Raw genomic sequence first — 14,139 nt, forward strand, 5'->3', positions numbered from 1 at the left:
CTGGACTGACGAAGCGCACGGATGGCCCTGACACAATAGGTGGCGCCCGACTTCTGGTAAATCCCCGTAAGCAGAGGTTGTGAGCTAGCTCTTGTTGTGTGCCGCGCAGGCTTCCAGCTGGCCGTTCAGCTCCGCCTTGTGGGCGGGCGGCAGTTCGTTCCAGTGCACGTTCAGCAGCGCGCCCTCGATGGCGTAGAGCAGCACCTTGGAGGCGCGAAAGCCCCGGGCCCGGACGGCCTGGTAGGCGCTCACCGCGCCCAGCCGGCGCAGGTCGTTGGCGCTGTGGATGCCGGCGGCATGTAGCCACAGGGCCGAGGTCTTGCCGAGATTCTTCAGGTGTTGCAGTTCGTCGTTCATCAAGCCTCCTTGCGTCGCGAATGGGCGAAGCTGAATAACGAATGGAAGGCGATCAGCGTGCAATGCCTGCCAGTAAGTGTAGCGGCCAGCGAATCGGGCGCGGCCGGTCGGGATCTCCCCAGGCCTGCTGCAGCGCCGGCGTCAGCGCGCCGACCGGGTCGCGGCCGTGCTTGCGCTGCCAGCGCTGCACCGCCGACCAGGTGCGCAGATAGCCGGTCAGCTGGTCGAGGTTCCAGATCGCTTCGACGGCCAGTTCGGGCGCTTCGAGGCGGGGAAGGGGAAGCCGGATGTCGCGGTAGCCGGCGTCGACGCTGGCGCGACCGTCCAGCCAGTAGCCGGCCAGGGTGGTGCCGTAGAAATCCTCGATCAGCGCGTCCAGGCGGGCGTCGATCTGCATCAGGCCGTAGCACCAGGCGCAGAACAGGCCGTCGGCCCTGAGTAGCCGACCGACCTCGGCGAAGAATGCCGGGCCGGCGAACCAGTGCAGGGCCTGGGCGACCACGATCAGATCGAGGCTGGCAGATGGCAGGGGCAGCGCTTCGGCGCTGGCGGCGAACAGCTGGATGCCCTGCCAGTCGCGACCGGCACGCAGTTGCTCGAGGCTGGCGTCGCAGGCCAGTACCTGGGCGAAGTGCCGAAGCAGGGGGCGGCTCGCCTGGCCGTTGCCGCAGGCGATGTCCAGGGCGCGTTGGCGTTGCGGGCTGTGCTCGGCCAGCCAGTCGAACAGGGCGTCCGGGTACTGCGGGCGATAGCTGGCATAGGCGGCTGCGCCTGCTCCGAACAGCTCGGCCACCTCGCTCATGCTCATCGGGTCCGGTAACGCAGGCGCGTGCCGAAATTGACCGACATCAACAGTTCGTCGGCGGACAGGTCGGCGGGGAAGTAGGCGCCGGAAATCTGTGCGTGAGCCAGGCTGGCGCCTTCGAGGTGCGCCTCGCGCAGGTCCAAGCCGCGCAGGTCGGTGCCGCGGAAATAGGCGTCGCGGAAGTTGATGCCCTGGGCGTCGAGGGTGCGCAGATCGAGGCCGCGGAAGTCGCCGCCGCTGAGGTCGACTTCGACATCCCTGGGGCGCTGGGCATTGAAACCAGCGATGTTTTCCTCACGCAACAGGCGGTAGAGCGGGCTATCGAGTTGGCGTGGCTGGCTCATGGGGGAAACCTTCCTGGGTGGCGTCCCCCGCCAGTATAGAAGCCGCGGCGCGATCTGCCCGATCACGCCGTGGCAGTTCTTACAGCCCCGGCAGGCGCTGACGGATCTGCTTCACCAGGTTGTCCAGGCTGGCACTGTCGTGGGTCTCGACACGGCGGCTGTTGGCCTGTTCCTCCTCGCTGAGCGGCTCGCGGCTGGCCTGCTGGGCCTGGATCACTTCGAGGGTGGCGTCGGACGGGTCGACGCCGGCGGCCTGGCGCTGGCTCAGCCAGCTGGCGATGACGTCCTCGGGGGCGTGGCAGTCGAGGATCAGGAAGGGCACGGCGTTGGCTTCGGCGACCTGCCAGGCCGCCTGGCGCTGCGCCCGCTTGAGGTAGGTGGCGTCGATCACCACCGGAAAACCGGCATGCAGGGCGAGTTCGGCCAGGCGATGCAGGCGCTGGTAGGTGGCGAGGCTGGCATCCTCGCTGTAGATGCCGGCGCTCAACTGGCCCAGGTCGGCATTCGACTGCTCACCGAACAGGCGCTTGCGTTCGACGTCCGAGCGCAGACGCACGGCGCCCAGGGCTTCGACCAGGCGCATCGCCACGGAGCTCTTGCCGACGGCCGAAACCCCGTGGGTGACGGCCAGGAATGGCGTGGGAATGGCGCTGTAGCTTTCCGCCAGGGCGGCGTAACGGCGGTACTGGCGCAAAATCACCGCACGCTGCACCGCGTCCTCTTCCTGGCCGAGGCGGAACAGCGCGACCTTGCCGCGAACCATGGCGCGATAGGCCTTGTAGAAGTTCAGCAGCTCCAGCGCGGCGTAGTCGCCGGTGTATTCCAGCCAGGTGCTGACGAAGCGCCGCGACAGGCACTTGAGTCCGCGGTCCTCCAGGTCCATGGCGAGGAAGGCGGCGTCGGAGATGATGTCGATCAGGCGGAACGGTTCGTTGAACTCGATGCAGTCGAACAGCACCACCTGGCCGTCGAGCAGGGTCACGTTGCCCAGGTGGATATCGCCATGGCATTCGCGAATGAAGCCCTCGGTCTTGCGCTGGCCGAGCAGGGGTATCAGGCGCGCGTAGCTGCTCTCGGCCCAGGCCTGCAGGGCGTCCAGCTGTTGCAGGTCGGCCTGCTCCGAGAGCAGCGGGCGGATCTGCTCGAAATTCTGCAGCACCGGCGCCATGACCGCCTGGGCGCTGCCGAGCTGATGCTCCTGCGGCACTTGCGGGGCCTTGAGGTGGAATTCGGCGATCTGCCGGGCCAGGGCCTCGATATGGCCCTCGCTCAGCTCGCCGCGCGCCTGTACCTCGCCGAGCAGGTGCTCCTGGGGGAACTGGCGCATCTTCAGCGCGTACTCGATGACCGGGCCGTCGCCGGACAGTTGTGGGGCCTCGGCACTGCCGCTGATCGGCAGGACTTCCAGGTACAGGCCCTGGGTCAGGCGCTGGTTGAGGCGCAACTCCTCGTTGCAGAAGTGCTCGCGCGCCGCCAGTTCGGTGAAGTCGAGGAAGCCGAAATTCACCGGCTTCTTGATCTTGTAGGCATAGGGGCCGGTCAACAGGACCCAGGAGATATGCGTCTCGATGACCTGGAACCCGTCTACCGGGTGGGGGTAGAGGGCCGGGTTCTGCAGGGCGGCGATCAGGGCTTGGCTCACAGGCGATCCTTGGCGTTCGGGCAATAGAAGAGGCCGGCATTATGGCCGCTGTGAGCCGCTCTGCAAACCGCCTGGCGGCGCCTGCCCGTGCCCGGCAAAGTGCGTATAATGCCGCGCCATGACTCGTACCCGATCCCCCCGTTCCCGCTCCAAACGTCGCTCGCGCGGCCTGCGTCCCTGGCTTGGCTGGGCTTTCAAGCTCGGCCTGGTTGGCTTGGTCGTCCTGGCCGGTTTCGCCGTCTACCTCGATGCCGTGGTCCAGGAGAAGTTCTCCGGCAAGCGCTGGACCGTGCCCGCCAAGGTCTATGCCAGGCCCCTCGAGCTGTTCGTCGGCCAGAAGCTGGCCAAGGACGATTTTCTCAAGGAACTGGACGCCCTCGGCTATCGCCGTGAGAGCGCCGCCAATGGCCCCGGCGCCGTGGCGGTGGCCAGCAACAATATCGAGCTGCACACCCGTGGCTTCCAGTTCTACGAGAGCACCGAGCCGGCGCAGCGCGTGCGCGTGCGCTTCTCCGGCGATTACGTCGCCGGCCTCAACCAGGGCAATGGCGCCAACCTGGCGGTCGCGCGTCTTGAGCCGATGCTGATCGGCGGCCTGTATCCGGCGCACCAGGAAGACCGCGTGCTGATCAAGCTGGAGCAGGTGCCGCCCTATCTGGTGGAGACCCTGGTGGCGGTCGAGGATCGCGAGTTCTTCAACCACTTCGGCGTCTCGCCCAAGGGCATCGCCCGCGCGGTATGGATCAATGCCACGGCCGGCCAGCTGCGCCAGGGCGGCAGCACCCTGACCCAGCAGTTGGTGAAGAACTTCTACCTGACCAACGAGCGCAGCCTGACCCGCAAGGCCACCGAAGCGATGATGGCGGTGCTGCTGGAGCTGCATTACGACAAGAAGGACATTCTCGAGGCCTACCTCAACGAGGTCTTTCTCGGCCAGGACGGCCAGCGCGCGGTGCATGGTTTCGGCCTGGCCAGCCAGTACTTCTTCAGCCAGCCGCTGTCGGAGCTGAAGCTCGAGCAGGTTGCGCTGCTGGTCGGCATGGTCAAGGGGCCGACCTACTACAATCCCCGGCGCAATCCCGAACGCGCCCTCGAGCGGCGCAACCTGGTGCTCGACGTGCTCGTCGAGCAGGGCGTGGTAAGCACCGAGCAGGCCGAGGCGGCCAAGCGCAAGCCGCTCGACGTGACCCCGCGCGGCAGCCTGGCCGATAGTTCCTTCCCGGCCTTCCTCGATCTGGTCAAGCGCCAGCTGCGCCAGGACTATCGCGAGGCGGACCTGACCGAAGAGGGGCTGCGCATCTTCACCAGTTTCGACCCGATCCTCCAGCTCAAGGCCGAAACCGCCTTGGCCGACTCCCTGAAGCGCCTGTCCGGGCGCAAGGGCGTGGACCAGGTGGAGGCCGGGATGGTGGTGACCAATCCGGAAACCGGCGAGATCCAGGCGCTGATCGGCAGCCGCCAGCCGCGCTTCGCCGGCTTCAACCGGGCGCTGGATGCGCTGCGGCCGATCGGCTCGCTGATCAAGCCGGCGGTCTACCTGACGGCCCTGGAGCGCCCCAGCCAGTTCACCCTGACCAGCCTGCTGCAGGACCAGCCCTTCTCCATCAAGGGCCAGGACGGCCAGGTCTGGAGCCCGCAGAACTACGACCGCAAGGCCCATGGCACCATCTACCTGTACCAGGGCCTGGCCAACTCCTACAACCTGTCCACCGCCAAGCTCGGCCTGGAACTGGGCGTGCCGAATGTGCTCAAAACTCTTGAGCGTCTCGGTGTCGAGCGCAAGTGGCCGGCCTACCCCTCGATGTTGCTGGGGGCCGGTGCGCTGACGCCGATGGAGGTGGCGGACATGTACCAGACCCTGGCCAATGGTGGCTTCAATACCCCGTTGCGCGGCATTCGCAGCGTACTGACCGCCGAAGGCGAGCCGCTCAAGCGCTATCCCTACCAGATTCAGCAGCGCTTCGATGCCGGCGCCATCTACCTGCTGCAGAACGCCATGCAGCGCACCATGAGCGAAGGCACCGGCCGCTCGGTGTACGGCCAGCTGCCCCGCTCCTTGAATCTGGCGGGCAAGACCGGCACCAGCAACGACTCGCGCGACAGCTGGTTCGCCGGCTTCAGCCAGGACCTGCTGGCGGTGGTGTGGCTCGGGCGGGATGACAATGGCCCGACGCCGCTGACCGGCGCCACTGGCGCCTTGCAGGTGTGGACCGATTTCATGCGCAAGGCCGACCCGCTGCCGCTGGACATGCCGCTGCCGGACAACGTGGTGCAGGCCTGGGTCGATGCCCATAGCGGCCAGGGCTCGGATCCCAGCTGCCCGAACGCCGTGCAGATGCCGTATATTCGCGGCAGTGAGCCGGCGCCGGGACCAGGCTGCGGCATTCAGGCCCCGGTCGATTCGGTGATGGACTGGGTACGTGGCTGGTTGAATTAAGTGAGAGGGTGTGAAGTGATTAAGTGGTGGATTCCTGCTCTGACAGCCTCGATGGTGCTGGGTGGCTGCGCCAGCGTCCCGCGCGGTTCGATTCCGGTGGTCGACTCCAGCGGATCGGTCTACGACCAGCAGGAGGCGGGTGGCGGCAGCTATGGTCAGCCGGCCATCCAGCCTCAGGCCCAGGCCGTTCCGCAGGATTCCGGGGTGGTGGTGATGGTGCCCCAGGGCGCCGGCAGCTCGGCGCCGATCCAGACCTTCCCGGCACCGAGCGCGCCGATAGGCGGCGCCATCGACAGTTCACCGCTGGTCATCGGCGAGCCGCAGGGCGGTTACAGCGCGCCGGCCCCCTCGATGCCCAGTGGGATTCCCAGCAGTGGCGGGCTGGCTGCCGACGAGCAGTTGGATGGTCCGGTACTGGCGCTGCTCACCACGGCGCAGCAGCAGCAGGGTAGTGGTGACCTGAACGGCGCGGCCTCCAGTCTCGAGCGTGCCCAGCGCATCGCCCCGCGCGAGCCGCAGGTGCTCTATCGCCTGGCCGAAGTTCGTCTGGCCCAGGGCGATGCGGCGCAGGCCGAGCAGTTCGCCCGCCGCGGCCTGAGCTACGCCAGTGGCCGGCCGGCCCTGCAGGCCAGCCTGTGGAATCTGATAGCCCAGGCGCGTGAGCGTCAGGGTGATCCTGCCGGCGCCGCCCAGGCGCGCGAGCGGGCGCGGGTCAGTCTCTGATGGATGCGCGAGTGCCGGCTATCGCGGAGCAACTGCTACTGATCGAGCGCGAATTGCGTGCGCAGGGCTGGTGGAGCGAGCAGCCGCCCACCGCCCAGGCGTTGGCCAGCCGGCAGCCATTCTGTGTCGACAGCATGGCGCTCGAGCAGTGGTTGCAATGGATATTCCTGCCACGGATGAAACAGATGCTGGAGGCCGGGGCGGCGCTGCCCAGTGTTTCGGGTATCCAGCCGATGGCGGAGCAGGTCTATAGCGAACGCAGTGCCCAGGCTGCGGAACTGATTCGCCTGCTGGGCGAGTTCGATCGACTGATCGGCGGGACGGCCTGACGCCACGCCGATCCCGGCGCCTTACTTGCAGTTGTCGGCAATCGACTTCTGCGCCGTGCTGATGCGCTCCTGACGTTCCTTTTCGCTGAGTCGGCGCACCTCGCCACCTTCCTCCACGCGCACGCGCGGATTGTTCTGCAGTTGCGCCAGGTTGGTGCGCATGTTTTCGCAGTATTTCCTGCGTTCGGCCTCCTTGGCCGCGACCTGCTGCTTGACCTTCTCGTCGATGGCGGCCTGCTCTGGGTCGGCAATGCTCTCGAAGGTTGGTGCGGCTTGCTCTTGGGCGGAAGGCTTGGGCGGCGGTGCGGCGGTATTGATGGTGGTGGCCTGCGCACCTTGCGGCGGCTGCGCGCTGAAGTGGGTGACGCCCTGGGCGTCGACCCACTTGTACACCTGGCTGGCCATGGCGGTTCCGCTCAGGGCGAGCAGCAAGCTGCTGATGAGGATTGTGCGGCGCATGCTGTTTCCTTTTGATGTGCTGCGAAGGCTGAGGGCTACTATAACCAAATCGGCCCAATCTTCATCCTGCGCCACGTCACAGCAGAAGATTGCGCAAAGCGTCACGCGCCGCTTGACTTGCCTTCGCCGAATCCGAACAATCCAACGTTCGCTGTAGTGGAGTCCGCCGCAAGTGTCCTCCAGCTCAGCAACAAGAGGCGCTACCCGTGCCGAACCGTGTTACCCGCAACGCGTTACCTCGCGCTGGGAGGGGCAGTCCCGCAAGACCATGGGCTGTTCCGTTACTCGTCATGCCGATGTCCAGAGTTCACGATCACAGTCGTGCAAGTCAGCTGACCAGTAAGACCTACTAAGAGTCACTCGTTGTCGGGTGGCATTCTGGCGTTCAAGAGGTGAACAACGTGGAGCTTTTATCCGGCGCTGAAATGGTCGTCCGCTTTTTGCGTGACGAAGGCGTTAAGAACATCTATGGGTACCCGGGCGGTGCTCTCCTGCATATCTACGATGCCCTGTTCAAGGAACCGGAAGTCAATCACATCCTGGTTCGCCACGAGCAAGCGGCAACCCATATGGCTGACGGCTACGCCCGCGCCACCGGCAAGGCCGGCGTGGTGCTGGTGACTTCCGGTCCGGGTGCGACCAATGCCATCACCGGTATCGCCACCGCCTACATGGATTCGATTCCGATGGTGGTGCTGTCCGGTCAGGTGCCGAGCAACATGGTCGGTACCGACGCCTTCCAGGAAACCGACATGATCGGCATCTCCCGGCCGATCGTGAAACACAGCTTCATGATCAAGCATGCCTCGGAGATTCCTGAGGTAATGAAGAAGGCGTTCTATATCGCCCAGTCCGGCCGTCCAGGCCCGGTGGTCGTGGACATACCCAAGGACATGACCAATCCGGCGGAGAAGTTCGAATACGTCTACCCGAAGAAGGCCAAGCTGCGCTCCTACAGCCCGGCCATGCGTGGCCATTCCGGGCAGATCCGCAAGGCGGCCGAGCTGCTCCTGAGCGCCAAGCGCCCGGTGGTCTACTCCGGTGGTGGTGTGATCATGGGCGGTGCCGCGGCGCCACTGACCGAGCTGGCGCAGATGCTCAATCTGCCGGTGACCAATACCCTGATGGGGCTGGGCGGCTATCCCGGCGGTGATCGTCAGTTCCTCGGCATGCTCGGCATGCATGGCAGCTACACCGCCAACCTGGCGATGCACCATGCCGACGTGATCCTGGCGGTCGGCGCGCGTTTCGACGACCGCGTGATCAATGGCGCCGGCAAGTTCTGCCCGAATGCCAAGATCATCCATATCGACATCGACCCGGCTTCGATCTCCAAGACCATCAAGGCCGACATCCCGATCGTCGGGCCGGTCGACAGCGTGCTGACCGAGATGGTCGCGATCCTCAAGGAGATCGGCCAGGCTCCGAGCAAGGAAGCGCTGTCCAGCTGGTGGAAGCAGATCGAGGAGTGGCGCGGCAGTCGCGGCATGTTCCCTTACGACAAGGGCGACGGCAGCATCATCAAGCCGCAGACCGTGATCGAGACGCTCTGCGAGGTCACCCAGGGCGACGCCTTCGTCACCTCCGACGTTGGTCAGCACCAGATGTTCGCGGCGCAGTACTACCGCTTCAACAAGCCCAATCGCTGGATCAACTCCGGCGGCCTCGGCACCATGGGCTTCGGTCTGCCGGCCGCGATGGGCGTGAAGCTGAGCTTCCCGGATGATCACGTGGCCTGCGTGACCGGCGAAGGCAGCATCCAGATGAACATCCAGGAGCTGTCGACCTGCCTGCAGTACGACCTGCCGGTGAAGATCGTCAACCTGAACAACGGCGCCCTCGGCATGGTCCGTCAGTGGCAGGACATGATGTACAGCAGCCGTCACTCGCACTCCTACATGGAGTCGTTGCCGGACTTCGTCAAGCTGGCCGAGGCCTATGGCCATGTCGGCATGCGCATTACCGAGCTGAAAGACCTCAAGCCGATGATGGAGCAGGCCTTCGCGATGAAGGATCGCCTGGTGTTCCTCGACATCCAGGTCGACACCAGCGAGCACGTCTATCCGATGCAGATCAAGGACGGGGCGATGCGCGATATGTGGCTGAGCAAGACGGAGCGGACCTAACCATGCGACACATTATTTCCTTGCTGCTGGAAAACGAGCCAGGCGCATTGTCCCGTGTGGTTGGGCTGTTCTCGCAGCGCAACTACAACATCGAAAGCCTGACCGTGGCGCCGACCGAAGATCCGACGCTGTCGCGTCTGACGCTCACGACGGTGGGACATGATGAGGTAATCGAGCAGATCACCAAGAACCTCAACAAGCTGATCGAGGTGGTGAAGCTGGTCGACCTGTCGGAAAGCGCTCACATCGAGCGTGAGCTGATGCTGGTCAAGGTCAAGGCCACCGGTGCCCAGCGCGCCGAGGTCAAGCGCACCACCGACATCTTCCGTGGGCAGATCGTCGACGTGAATACCAGCGTGTACACCATTCAGCTGGCCGGCACGAGCGACAAGCTGGACAGCTTCATCCAGGCCATCGGCACCGCGTCGATTCTGGAAACCGTACGCAGTGGTGTTACTGGCATCGCCCGGGGCGACAAGGTGCTGAGTATCTGACTGCCATGCTGAAGAAAGCCCCGCCCAGTGCGGGGCTTTTTTTCGGTTCTTCGCGGACTCTGGGGAAAGAGCGAGTTGACAGTCAGGGAAATGGGTAGATTGGCAGTCGCCAAACACACCAACTCCCAGTCCCTGCTGTCGCCGTGCATCCTATTGATCTTGCCGCTTTCTGGCCAGGCTACGAGGTCGTCGCCTGCCGCCCCGCCGCTGAAAACACCCTGCTGATTGAGCTGGAGCCCCAGGCCAACCGGCTACCCCAGTGTGGGCGCTGTGGCCAGCCCTGTCCGTTGATCCACGAACGGCGCATGCGCCAGGTGCGTGACCGTGACCTGCTGGATCGGCGTGTTGTTCTGCAGTTACCCGTGCGCCGCATCGACTGCCTGACCTGTGGACGCGTGACCGAGCGTATCGACTGGTTGGGACCGGCCGCACGCCTGACTCGGCGCTTGCAGATCTGGCTCGAAGGCCTGTTGCAGCTCTTGCCGATAAGCCATGTCAGTCGCCTGACCGGCTTGCACTGGCACACCCTCAAGGCCATCGACAAGCGTCGATTGGAAGCCGCAGTGGGCGCCTTCGAGCCCGCTGACGTGCGGCGCTTGGTGATGGACGAGTTCGCCCTGCACAAGGGCCATCGCTACGCCACGGTGATCATGGATGCCGAGCGAACCCGCGTGCTGTGGGTCGGGCACGGCAACAGCCGCGAGGCTGTTCGGCCGTTCTTCGAGCTGCTTGGCGAGCGCTGCCAGCAGATCGAGGCGGTGGCGATGGACATGAACACGGCCTTCGACCTGGAGGTGAAGCGCCATTGCCCGCGGGCCGAGGTGGTGTACGACCTGTTCCATGTGGTGGCGCGCTACGGCCGCGAGGTGATCGACCGTATCCGCGTCGACCAGGCCAACCTGCTACGGCATGACAAACCGGCGCGCCAAGTGGTCAAGCGCAGTCGCTGGTTGCTGCTGCGCAACCGGGCCAACCTCAAGAGCGAGCAGGCGGTGCAGTTGCAGGAGCTGCTGCAAGCCAATCAATCACTGGCCACCGTCTACCTGCTCAAGGATGCGCTCAAGGACATCTGGTACGCGCCCGGCGTCTGGGAGGGCTGGCGGCGCTGGCGGCGCTGGCGGCGCTGGCGGGACTGGCAACGGCACGTCCGGGACAGTAGCCTGGCGCCGCTGCAGCGCTTCGCCAAGAACCTCAGGCGTTACCTCCGCGGCATCCTCGCCAGTGCCCGCTTCCCGATGCACACCAGCGTGCTGGAGGGGGTGAACAACCGCATCAAGGTCATCAAGCGCATGGCCTATGGCTTCCGCGACTCGGACTACTTCTTCCTGAAAATCAAGGCCGCCTTCCCCGGGAAAGTGCGATGAACCTTTTTTCGCCGCAGGTTATTGCTGGCGATTCCAGAAGGCCGCGATCAGTGGATCCTTGAGGCGCTTTTGCAGCGCGAACAGGCCGATATCGTAGGCGGTCAATGGCGGCTGAATGTCGTAGATGCGAATGCGTGCGGTCAGCGGGCTGTTGTCGAGGACGATCTGCGGCACCACGCCTATGCCGAACCCCAGGCTCACCATGCTCACGATAGCTTCGTTGCCGCTCACCTGGGCGTAGATGCGCGGTTTGATGTTGTGGCTTTTCAGCCACCGGTCGGTCCGGGTTCTGGCCAGGCCTTCTTCCGATAGGATCATTGGCACATCTTTCCAGCTTTCCGCGTCGGGGTGGATCAGTTGGTCTTCGGTCAGTAGCTGTGGCGACTGCGGGCCGATGAAGCGCAACTCGGAGCGGGTGATCGACTGAAAATCGATGCCGGCGGGTAAGTGGTCGGGGCGGGCGCCGATGGCGAGATCTTCCAGTCCTTGCTGTACCCGCTCGACGGCTCTTGCCGGGTCGCCGGTGTGCAGCTTCATTTCGATGCGCGGGTAGTCCTGTCGAAAGCTGCTGAGGATGTCGTAGAGGAAGCTGTAGCTGGCCGTGACGGAGCAGTACAGGGAGAGTTCGCCGTGCAGAACCAGCTGGTCCTGCCGGAACGCCTGGCGAATGGCCTGCCAGCCATTCATGACCTCGCTGGCGTACTCGCGGAACTGCTGCCCCTCACGGGTCAGTCGGACCGAGCGATTGTCGCGCAGGAACAGCGGTGCGCCGAGTTCATCTTCCAGCTGCTTGATGCAGCGACTGAGTGCGGAGGGGCTGACGTGCTGCTCGTGGCTGGTTTTGCCGAAGTGCAGGTTGTCTGCCAGGGCAAGAAAAAGCTTGAGGGCGTGGCTGTCCATTTATGTTTCGTATTTCGGCATGTTGTGTTGCAAATATATCATTTTACGCAACGGTGCGGATCACTTAAGGTGCCTCTTGTCACGGTGCCTTTGCGCCCCACTCCTTTCGATTCAAAAGAGCCAAGAACATGAAAGTTTATTACGACAAAGACTGCGACCTCTCCATCATCCAGGGCAAGAAAGTCGCCATCATCGGTTACGGTTCCCAGGGGCATGCCCAGGCGTGCAACCTGAAGGACTCCGGTGTCGACGTCACCATCGGTCTGCGCAAGGGCTCGGCTACTGTCGCCAAGGCCGAGGCCCACGGCCTGAAGGTCACCGACGTTGCCTCCGCTGTCGCGGCTGCCGACCTGGTGATGATCCTCACTCCGGACGAGTTCCAGGGCCAGCTGTACAGGAACGAGATCGAGCCGAACATCAAGCAGGGTGCGACCCTGGCTTTCTCCCACGGTTTCGCCATCCACTACAATCAGGTAGTCCCGCGTGCCGACCTCGACGTGATCATGATCGCGCCCAAGGCCCCGGGCCACACCGTGCGTTCCGAGTTCGTCAAGGGCGGTGGTATCCCTGATCTGATCGCGATCTACCAGGACGCCTCCGGTAACGCCAAGAACGTCGCCCTGTCCTACGCCTCCGGTGTCGGCGGCGGTCGTACCGGCATCATCGAAACCACCTTCAAGGACGAAACCGAAACCGACCTGTTCGGTGAGCAGGCCGTTCTCTGTGGCGGTTGCGTCGAGCTGGTCAAGGCTGGCTTCGAAACCCTGGTCGAGGCCGGCTATGCCCCGGAAATGGCCTACTTCGAGTGCCTGCACGAGCTGAAGCTGATCGTCGACCTGATGTACGAGGGCGGCATCGCCAACATGAACTACTCGATCTCCAACAACGCCGAGTACGGCGAGTACGTGACCGGTCCGGAAGTGATCAACGAGGAGTCGCGCAAGGCCATGCGCAACGCCCTGAAGCGCATCCAGGACGGTGAGTACGCGAAGATGTTCATCAGCGAAGGTGCTACAAACTATCCGTCGATGACCGCCAAGCGCCGCAACAACGCGGCCCATGGCATCGAGATTATCGGTGAGCAGCTGCGTTCGATGATGCCGTGGATCTCCGCCAACAAGATCGTCGACAAGAGCAAGAACTAAGCCCTGTCGGTGTGAGAAAGAACGCGGCCCTGGCCGCGTTTTTTCGTTCTATCGCAAGGCTTCTGGTATAAAGCCTGATTGCTGAGCCTGGGCAGTGGCGAGTTGGCACTGCCGCTGTCTGGCGAAATTCTCCCTATACGTTGCAAGGTGTTGTTCATGAGCGAGCGTCCAGAAGCGCCCAACGCGGCCTCCGACGAAGAGAGCCTGCTACCGATCGATGAGCATGTCGAGGAAGGCCATGATGATGAGGGGCGCAAGGTTCGCCATCGTGGGGTCTACCTGCTGCCCAACCTGTTCACCACGGCGAATCTGTTTGCCGGCTTCTACGCCATCATCAATGCCATGAACGGTAATTTCTATGTGGCCGCGGCCGCAGTGTTCGTGGCCATGGTGCTGGATAGTCTCGATGGTCGAGTGGCACGCCTGACTAATACGCAGAGCGCCTTTGGTGCCGAATACGACTCTCTGTCCGACATGGTCGCCTTCGGTGTGGCGCCTGCGCTGTTGGCGTTCGAGTGGGCCCTGGGCAGCATGGGCAAGGTGGGCTGGATGGTGGCGTTCATATACGTCGCCGGAGCGGCGCTGCGCCTCGCGCGCTTCAATACCCAGATCGGTACGACCGACAAACGCTTCTTCATCGGCTTGGCCAGTCCGGCGGCGGCCGGTGTGGTCGCGGGCACGGTCTGGGCCTTCAGTGACTTCGGCATCAAGGGTTCCAACATGGCCTTTGGTGTGGCGGTGCTGGTGGCGGCCGCCGGCATGCTGATGGTCAGCAATATCAAGTACTACAGCTTCAAGGATCTGGACCTGAAGGGGCGCGTGCCCTTTGTTGCGATCCTTGCCGTTGTGCTGCTCTTTGCGGTGGTGTTCAGTGATCCGCCGCGCATACTGCTGATCATCTTCCTGGCCTATGCCGCGTCCGGTCCGTTGCAGTACCTCCTGCTGTTGCGTCGGCGCAAGTCGGTAAAGTGATCTAGCGTCCGGTCGACGCCGCAACCCGTGGTGCGGCGTCGG

The 14,139-nt window shown here is 64.1% G+C and carries 14 protein-coding genes; 8 read left to right on the forward strand and 6 right to left on the reverse strand.

All coding sequences use genetic code 11. The annotated features are described in order from the left end of the window. Nucleotides 1-84: 84 nt before the first annotated feature. The 4 genes from ACSX1D_RS03240 to ACSX1D_RS03255 form a co-directional block, all read right to left on the reverse strand. A complete protein-coding gene (locus tag ACSX1D_RS03240; protein WP_439860954.1) occupies nt 85-357 on the reverse strand; it encodes a TfoX/Sxy family protein in 273 nt (90 codons plus the stop codon). Between the two features lie 52 nt (nt 358-409). Further along, nucleotides 410-1,159 carry a class I SAM-dependent methyltransferase gene (locus ACSX1D_RS03245; RefSeq protein ID WP_439860955.1) on the reverse strand — a complete coding sequence of 250 codons (750 nt, stop codon included), beginning with the start codon at nt 1,157-1,159 and terminating at the stop codon, nt 410-412. Nucleotides 1,160-1,161: 2 nt separating this feature from the next. Beyond that, entirely contained in the window at nt 1,162-1,506 is a 345-nt protein-coding gene (locus ACSX1D_RS03250; protein ID WP_439860956.1) for a pentapeptide repeat-containing protein, read from the reverse strand. A gap of 79 nt (nt 1,507-1,585) precedes the next feature. Next, a complete protein-coding gene (locus ACSX1D_RS03255) occupies nt 1,586-3,148 on the reverse strand; it encodes an AAA family ATPase (RefSeq protein WP_439860957.1) in 1,563 nt (520 codons plus the stop codon). A gap of 118 nt (nt 3,149-3,266) precedes the next feature. Between ACSX1D_RS03255 and mrcB the strand changes: the two genes are divergently transcribed. Genes mrcB through ACSX1D_RS03270 form a run of 3 tightly spaced genes read left to right on the forward strand, consistent with a single transcriptional unit; the run spans nt 3,267 to nt 6,637 of the window. Beyond that, nucleotides 3,267-5,585: a penicillin-binding protein 1B gene (mrcB, locus tag ACSX1D_RS03260; RefSeq protein WP_439860958.1), complete on the forward strand. Its 2,319-nt coding sequence runs from the start codon at nt 3,267-3,269 to the stop codon at nt 5,583-5,585. 15 nt (nt 5,586-5,600) lie between these two features. Next, nucleotides 5,601-6,308, forward strand: a complete 708-nt coding sequence (locus ACSX1D_RS03265; RefSeq protein ID WP_439860959.1) for a tetratricopeptide repeat protein — start codon at nt 5,601-5,603, stop codon at nt 6,306-6,308. Then, a complete protein-coding gene (locus ACSX1D_RS03270) occupies nt 6,308-6,637 on the forward strand; it encodes a YqcC family protein (protein WP_439860960.1) in 330 nt (109 codons plus the stop codon). Before ACSX1D_RS03265 ends, ACSX1D_RS03270 begins: the two co-directional genes overlap by 1 nt. Nucleotides 6,638-6,658: 21 nt before the next feature. Here the strand turns inward: ACSX1D_RS03270 and ACSX1D_RS03275 are convergent, their stop codons facing one another. After that, nucleotides 6,659-7,096 (reverse strand): DUF4124 domain-containing protein, encoded by a 438-nt coding sequence (locus ACSX1D_RS03275; protein ID WP_439860961.1) that lies wholly within the window; start codon nt 7,094-7,096, stop codon nt 6,659-6,661. Between the two features lie 401 nt (nt 7,097-7,497). Between ACSX1D_RS03275 and ACSX1D_RS03280 the strand changes: the two genes are divergently transcribed. The 3 genes from ACSX1D_RS03280 to ACSX1D_RS03290 all read left to right on the forward strand — a co-directional run bounded on the left by ACSX1D_RS03280 (nt 7,498) and on the right by ACSX1D_RS03290 (nt 11,080). Further along, complete coding sequence (locus tag ACSX1D_RS03280; protein WP_439860962.1) at nt 7,498-9,222, forward strand: acetolactate synthase 3 large subunit; 1,725 nt, start codon at nt 7,498-7,500, stop codon at nt 9,220-9,222. Between the two features lie 2 nt (nt 9,223-9,224). Further along, nucleotides 9,225-9,716, forward strand: coding sequence for an acetolactate synthase small subunit (ilvN, locus tag ACSX1D_RS03285; RefSeq protein ID WP_090448329.1), 492 nt, complete (start codon nt 9,225-9,227; stop codon nt 9,714-9,716). A 143-nt stretch (nt 9,717-9,859) separates the two neighbouring features. Further along, a complete protein-coding gene (locus ACSX1D_RS03290) occupies nt 9,860-11,080 on the forward strand; it encodes an ISL3 family transposase (protein WP_439860963.1) in 1,221 nt (406 codons plus the stop codon). Between the two features lie 18 nt (nt 11,081-11,098). On the opposite strand, the gene ilvY is transcribed toward ACSX1D_RS03290, so the two are convergent. Further along, entirely contained in the window at nt 11,099-11,980 is an 882-nt protein-coding gene (gene ilvY, locus ACSX1D_RS03295; protein ID WP_208708377.1) for an HTH-type transcriptional activator IlvY, read from the reverse strand. Nucleotides 11,981-12,108: 128 nt separating this feature from the next. Between ilvY and ilvC the strand changes: the two genes are divergently transcribed. Together ilvC and pssA are read left to right on the forward strand one after the other, a co-directional pair. Further along, nucleotides 12,109-13,125, forward strand: a complete 1,017-nt coding sequence (gene ilvC / locus ACSX1D_RS03300; protein ID WP_439860964.1) for a ketol-acid reductoisomerase — start codon at nt 12,109-12,111, stop codon at nt 13,123-13,125. A gap of 156 nt (nt 13,126-13,281) precedes the next feature. Further along, nucleotides 13,282-14,097: a CDP-diacylglycerol--serine O-phosphatidyltransferase gene (gene pssA / locus ACSX1D_RS03305; RefSeq protein WP_439862262.1), complete on the forward strand. Its 816-nt coding sequence runs from the start codon at nt 13,282-13,284 to the stop codon at nt 14,095-14,097. The last annotated feature ends 42 nt before the right edge of the window (nt 14,098-14,139 follow it).

Source organism: Pseudomonas sp. MBLB4136, assembly GCF_051904765.1.
Lineage (GTDB): Bacteria > Pseudomonadota > Gammaproteobacteria > Pseudomonadales > Pseudomonadaceae > Aquipseudomonas.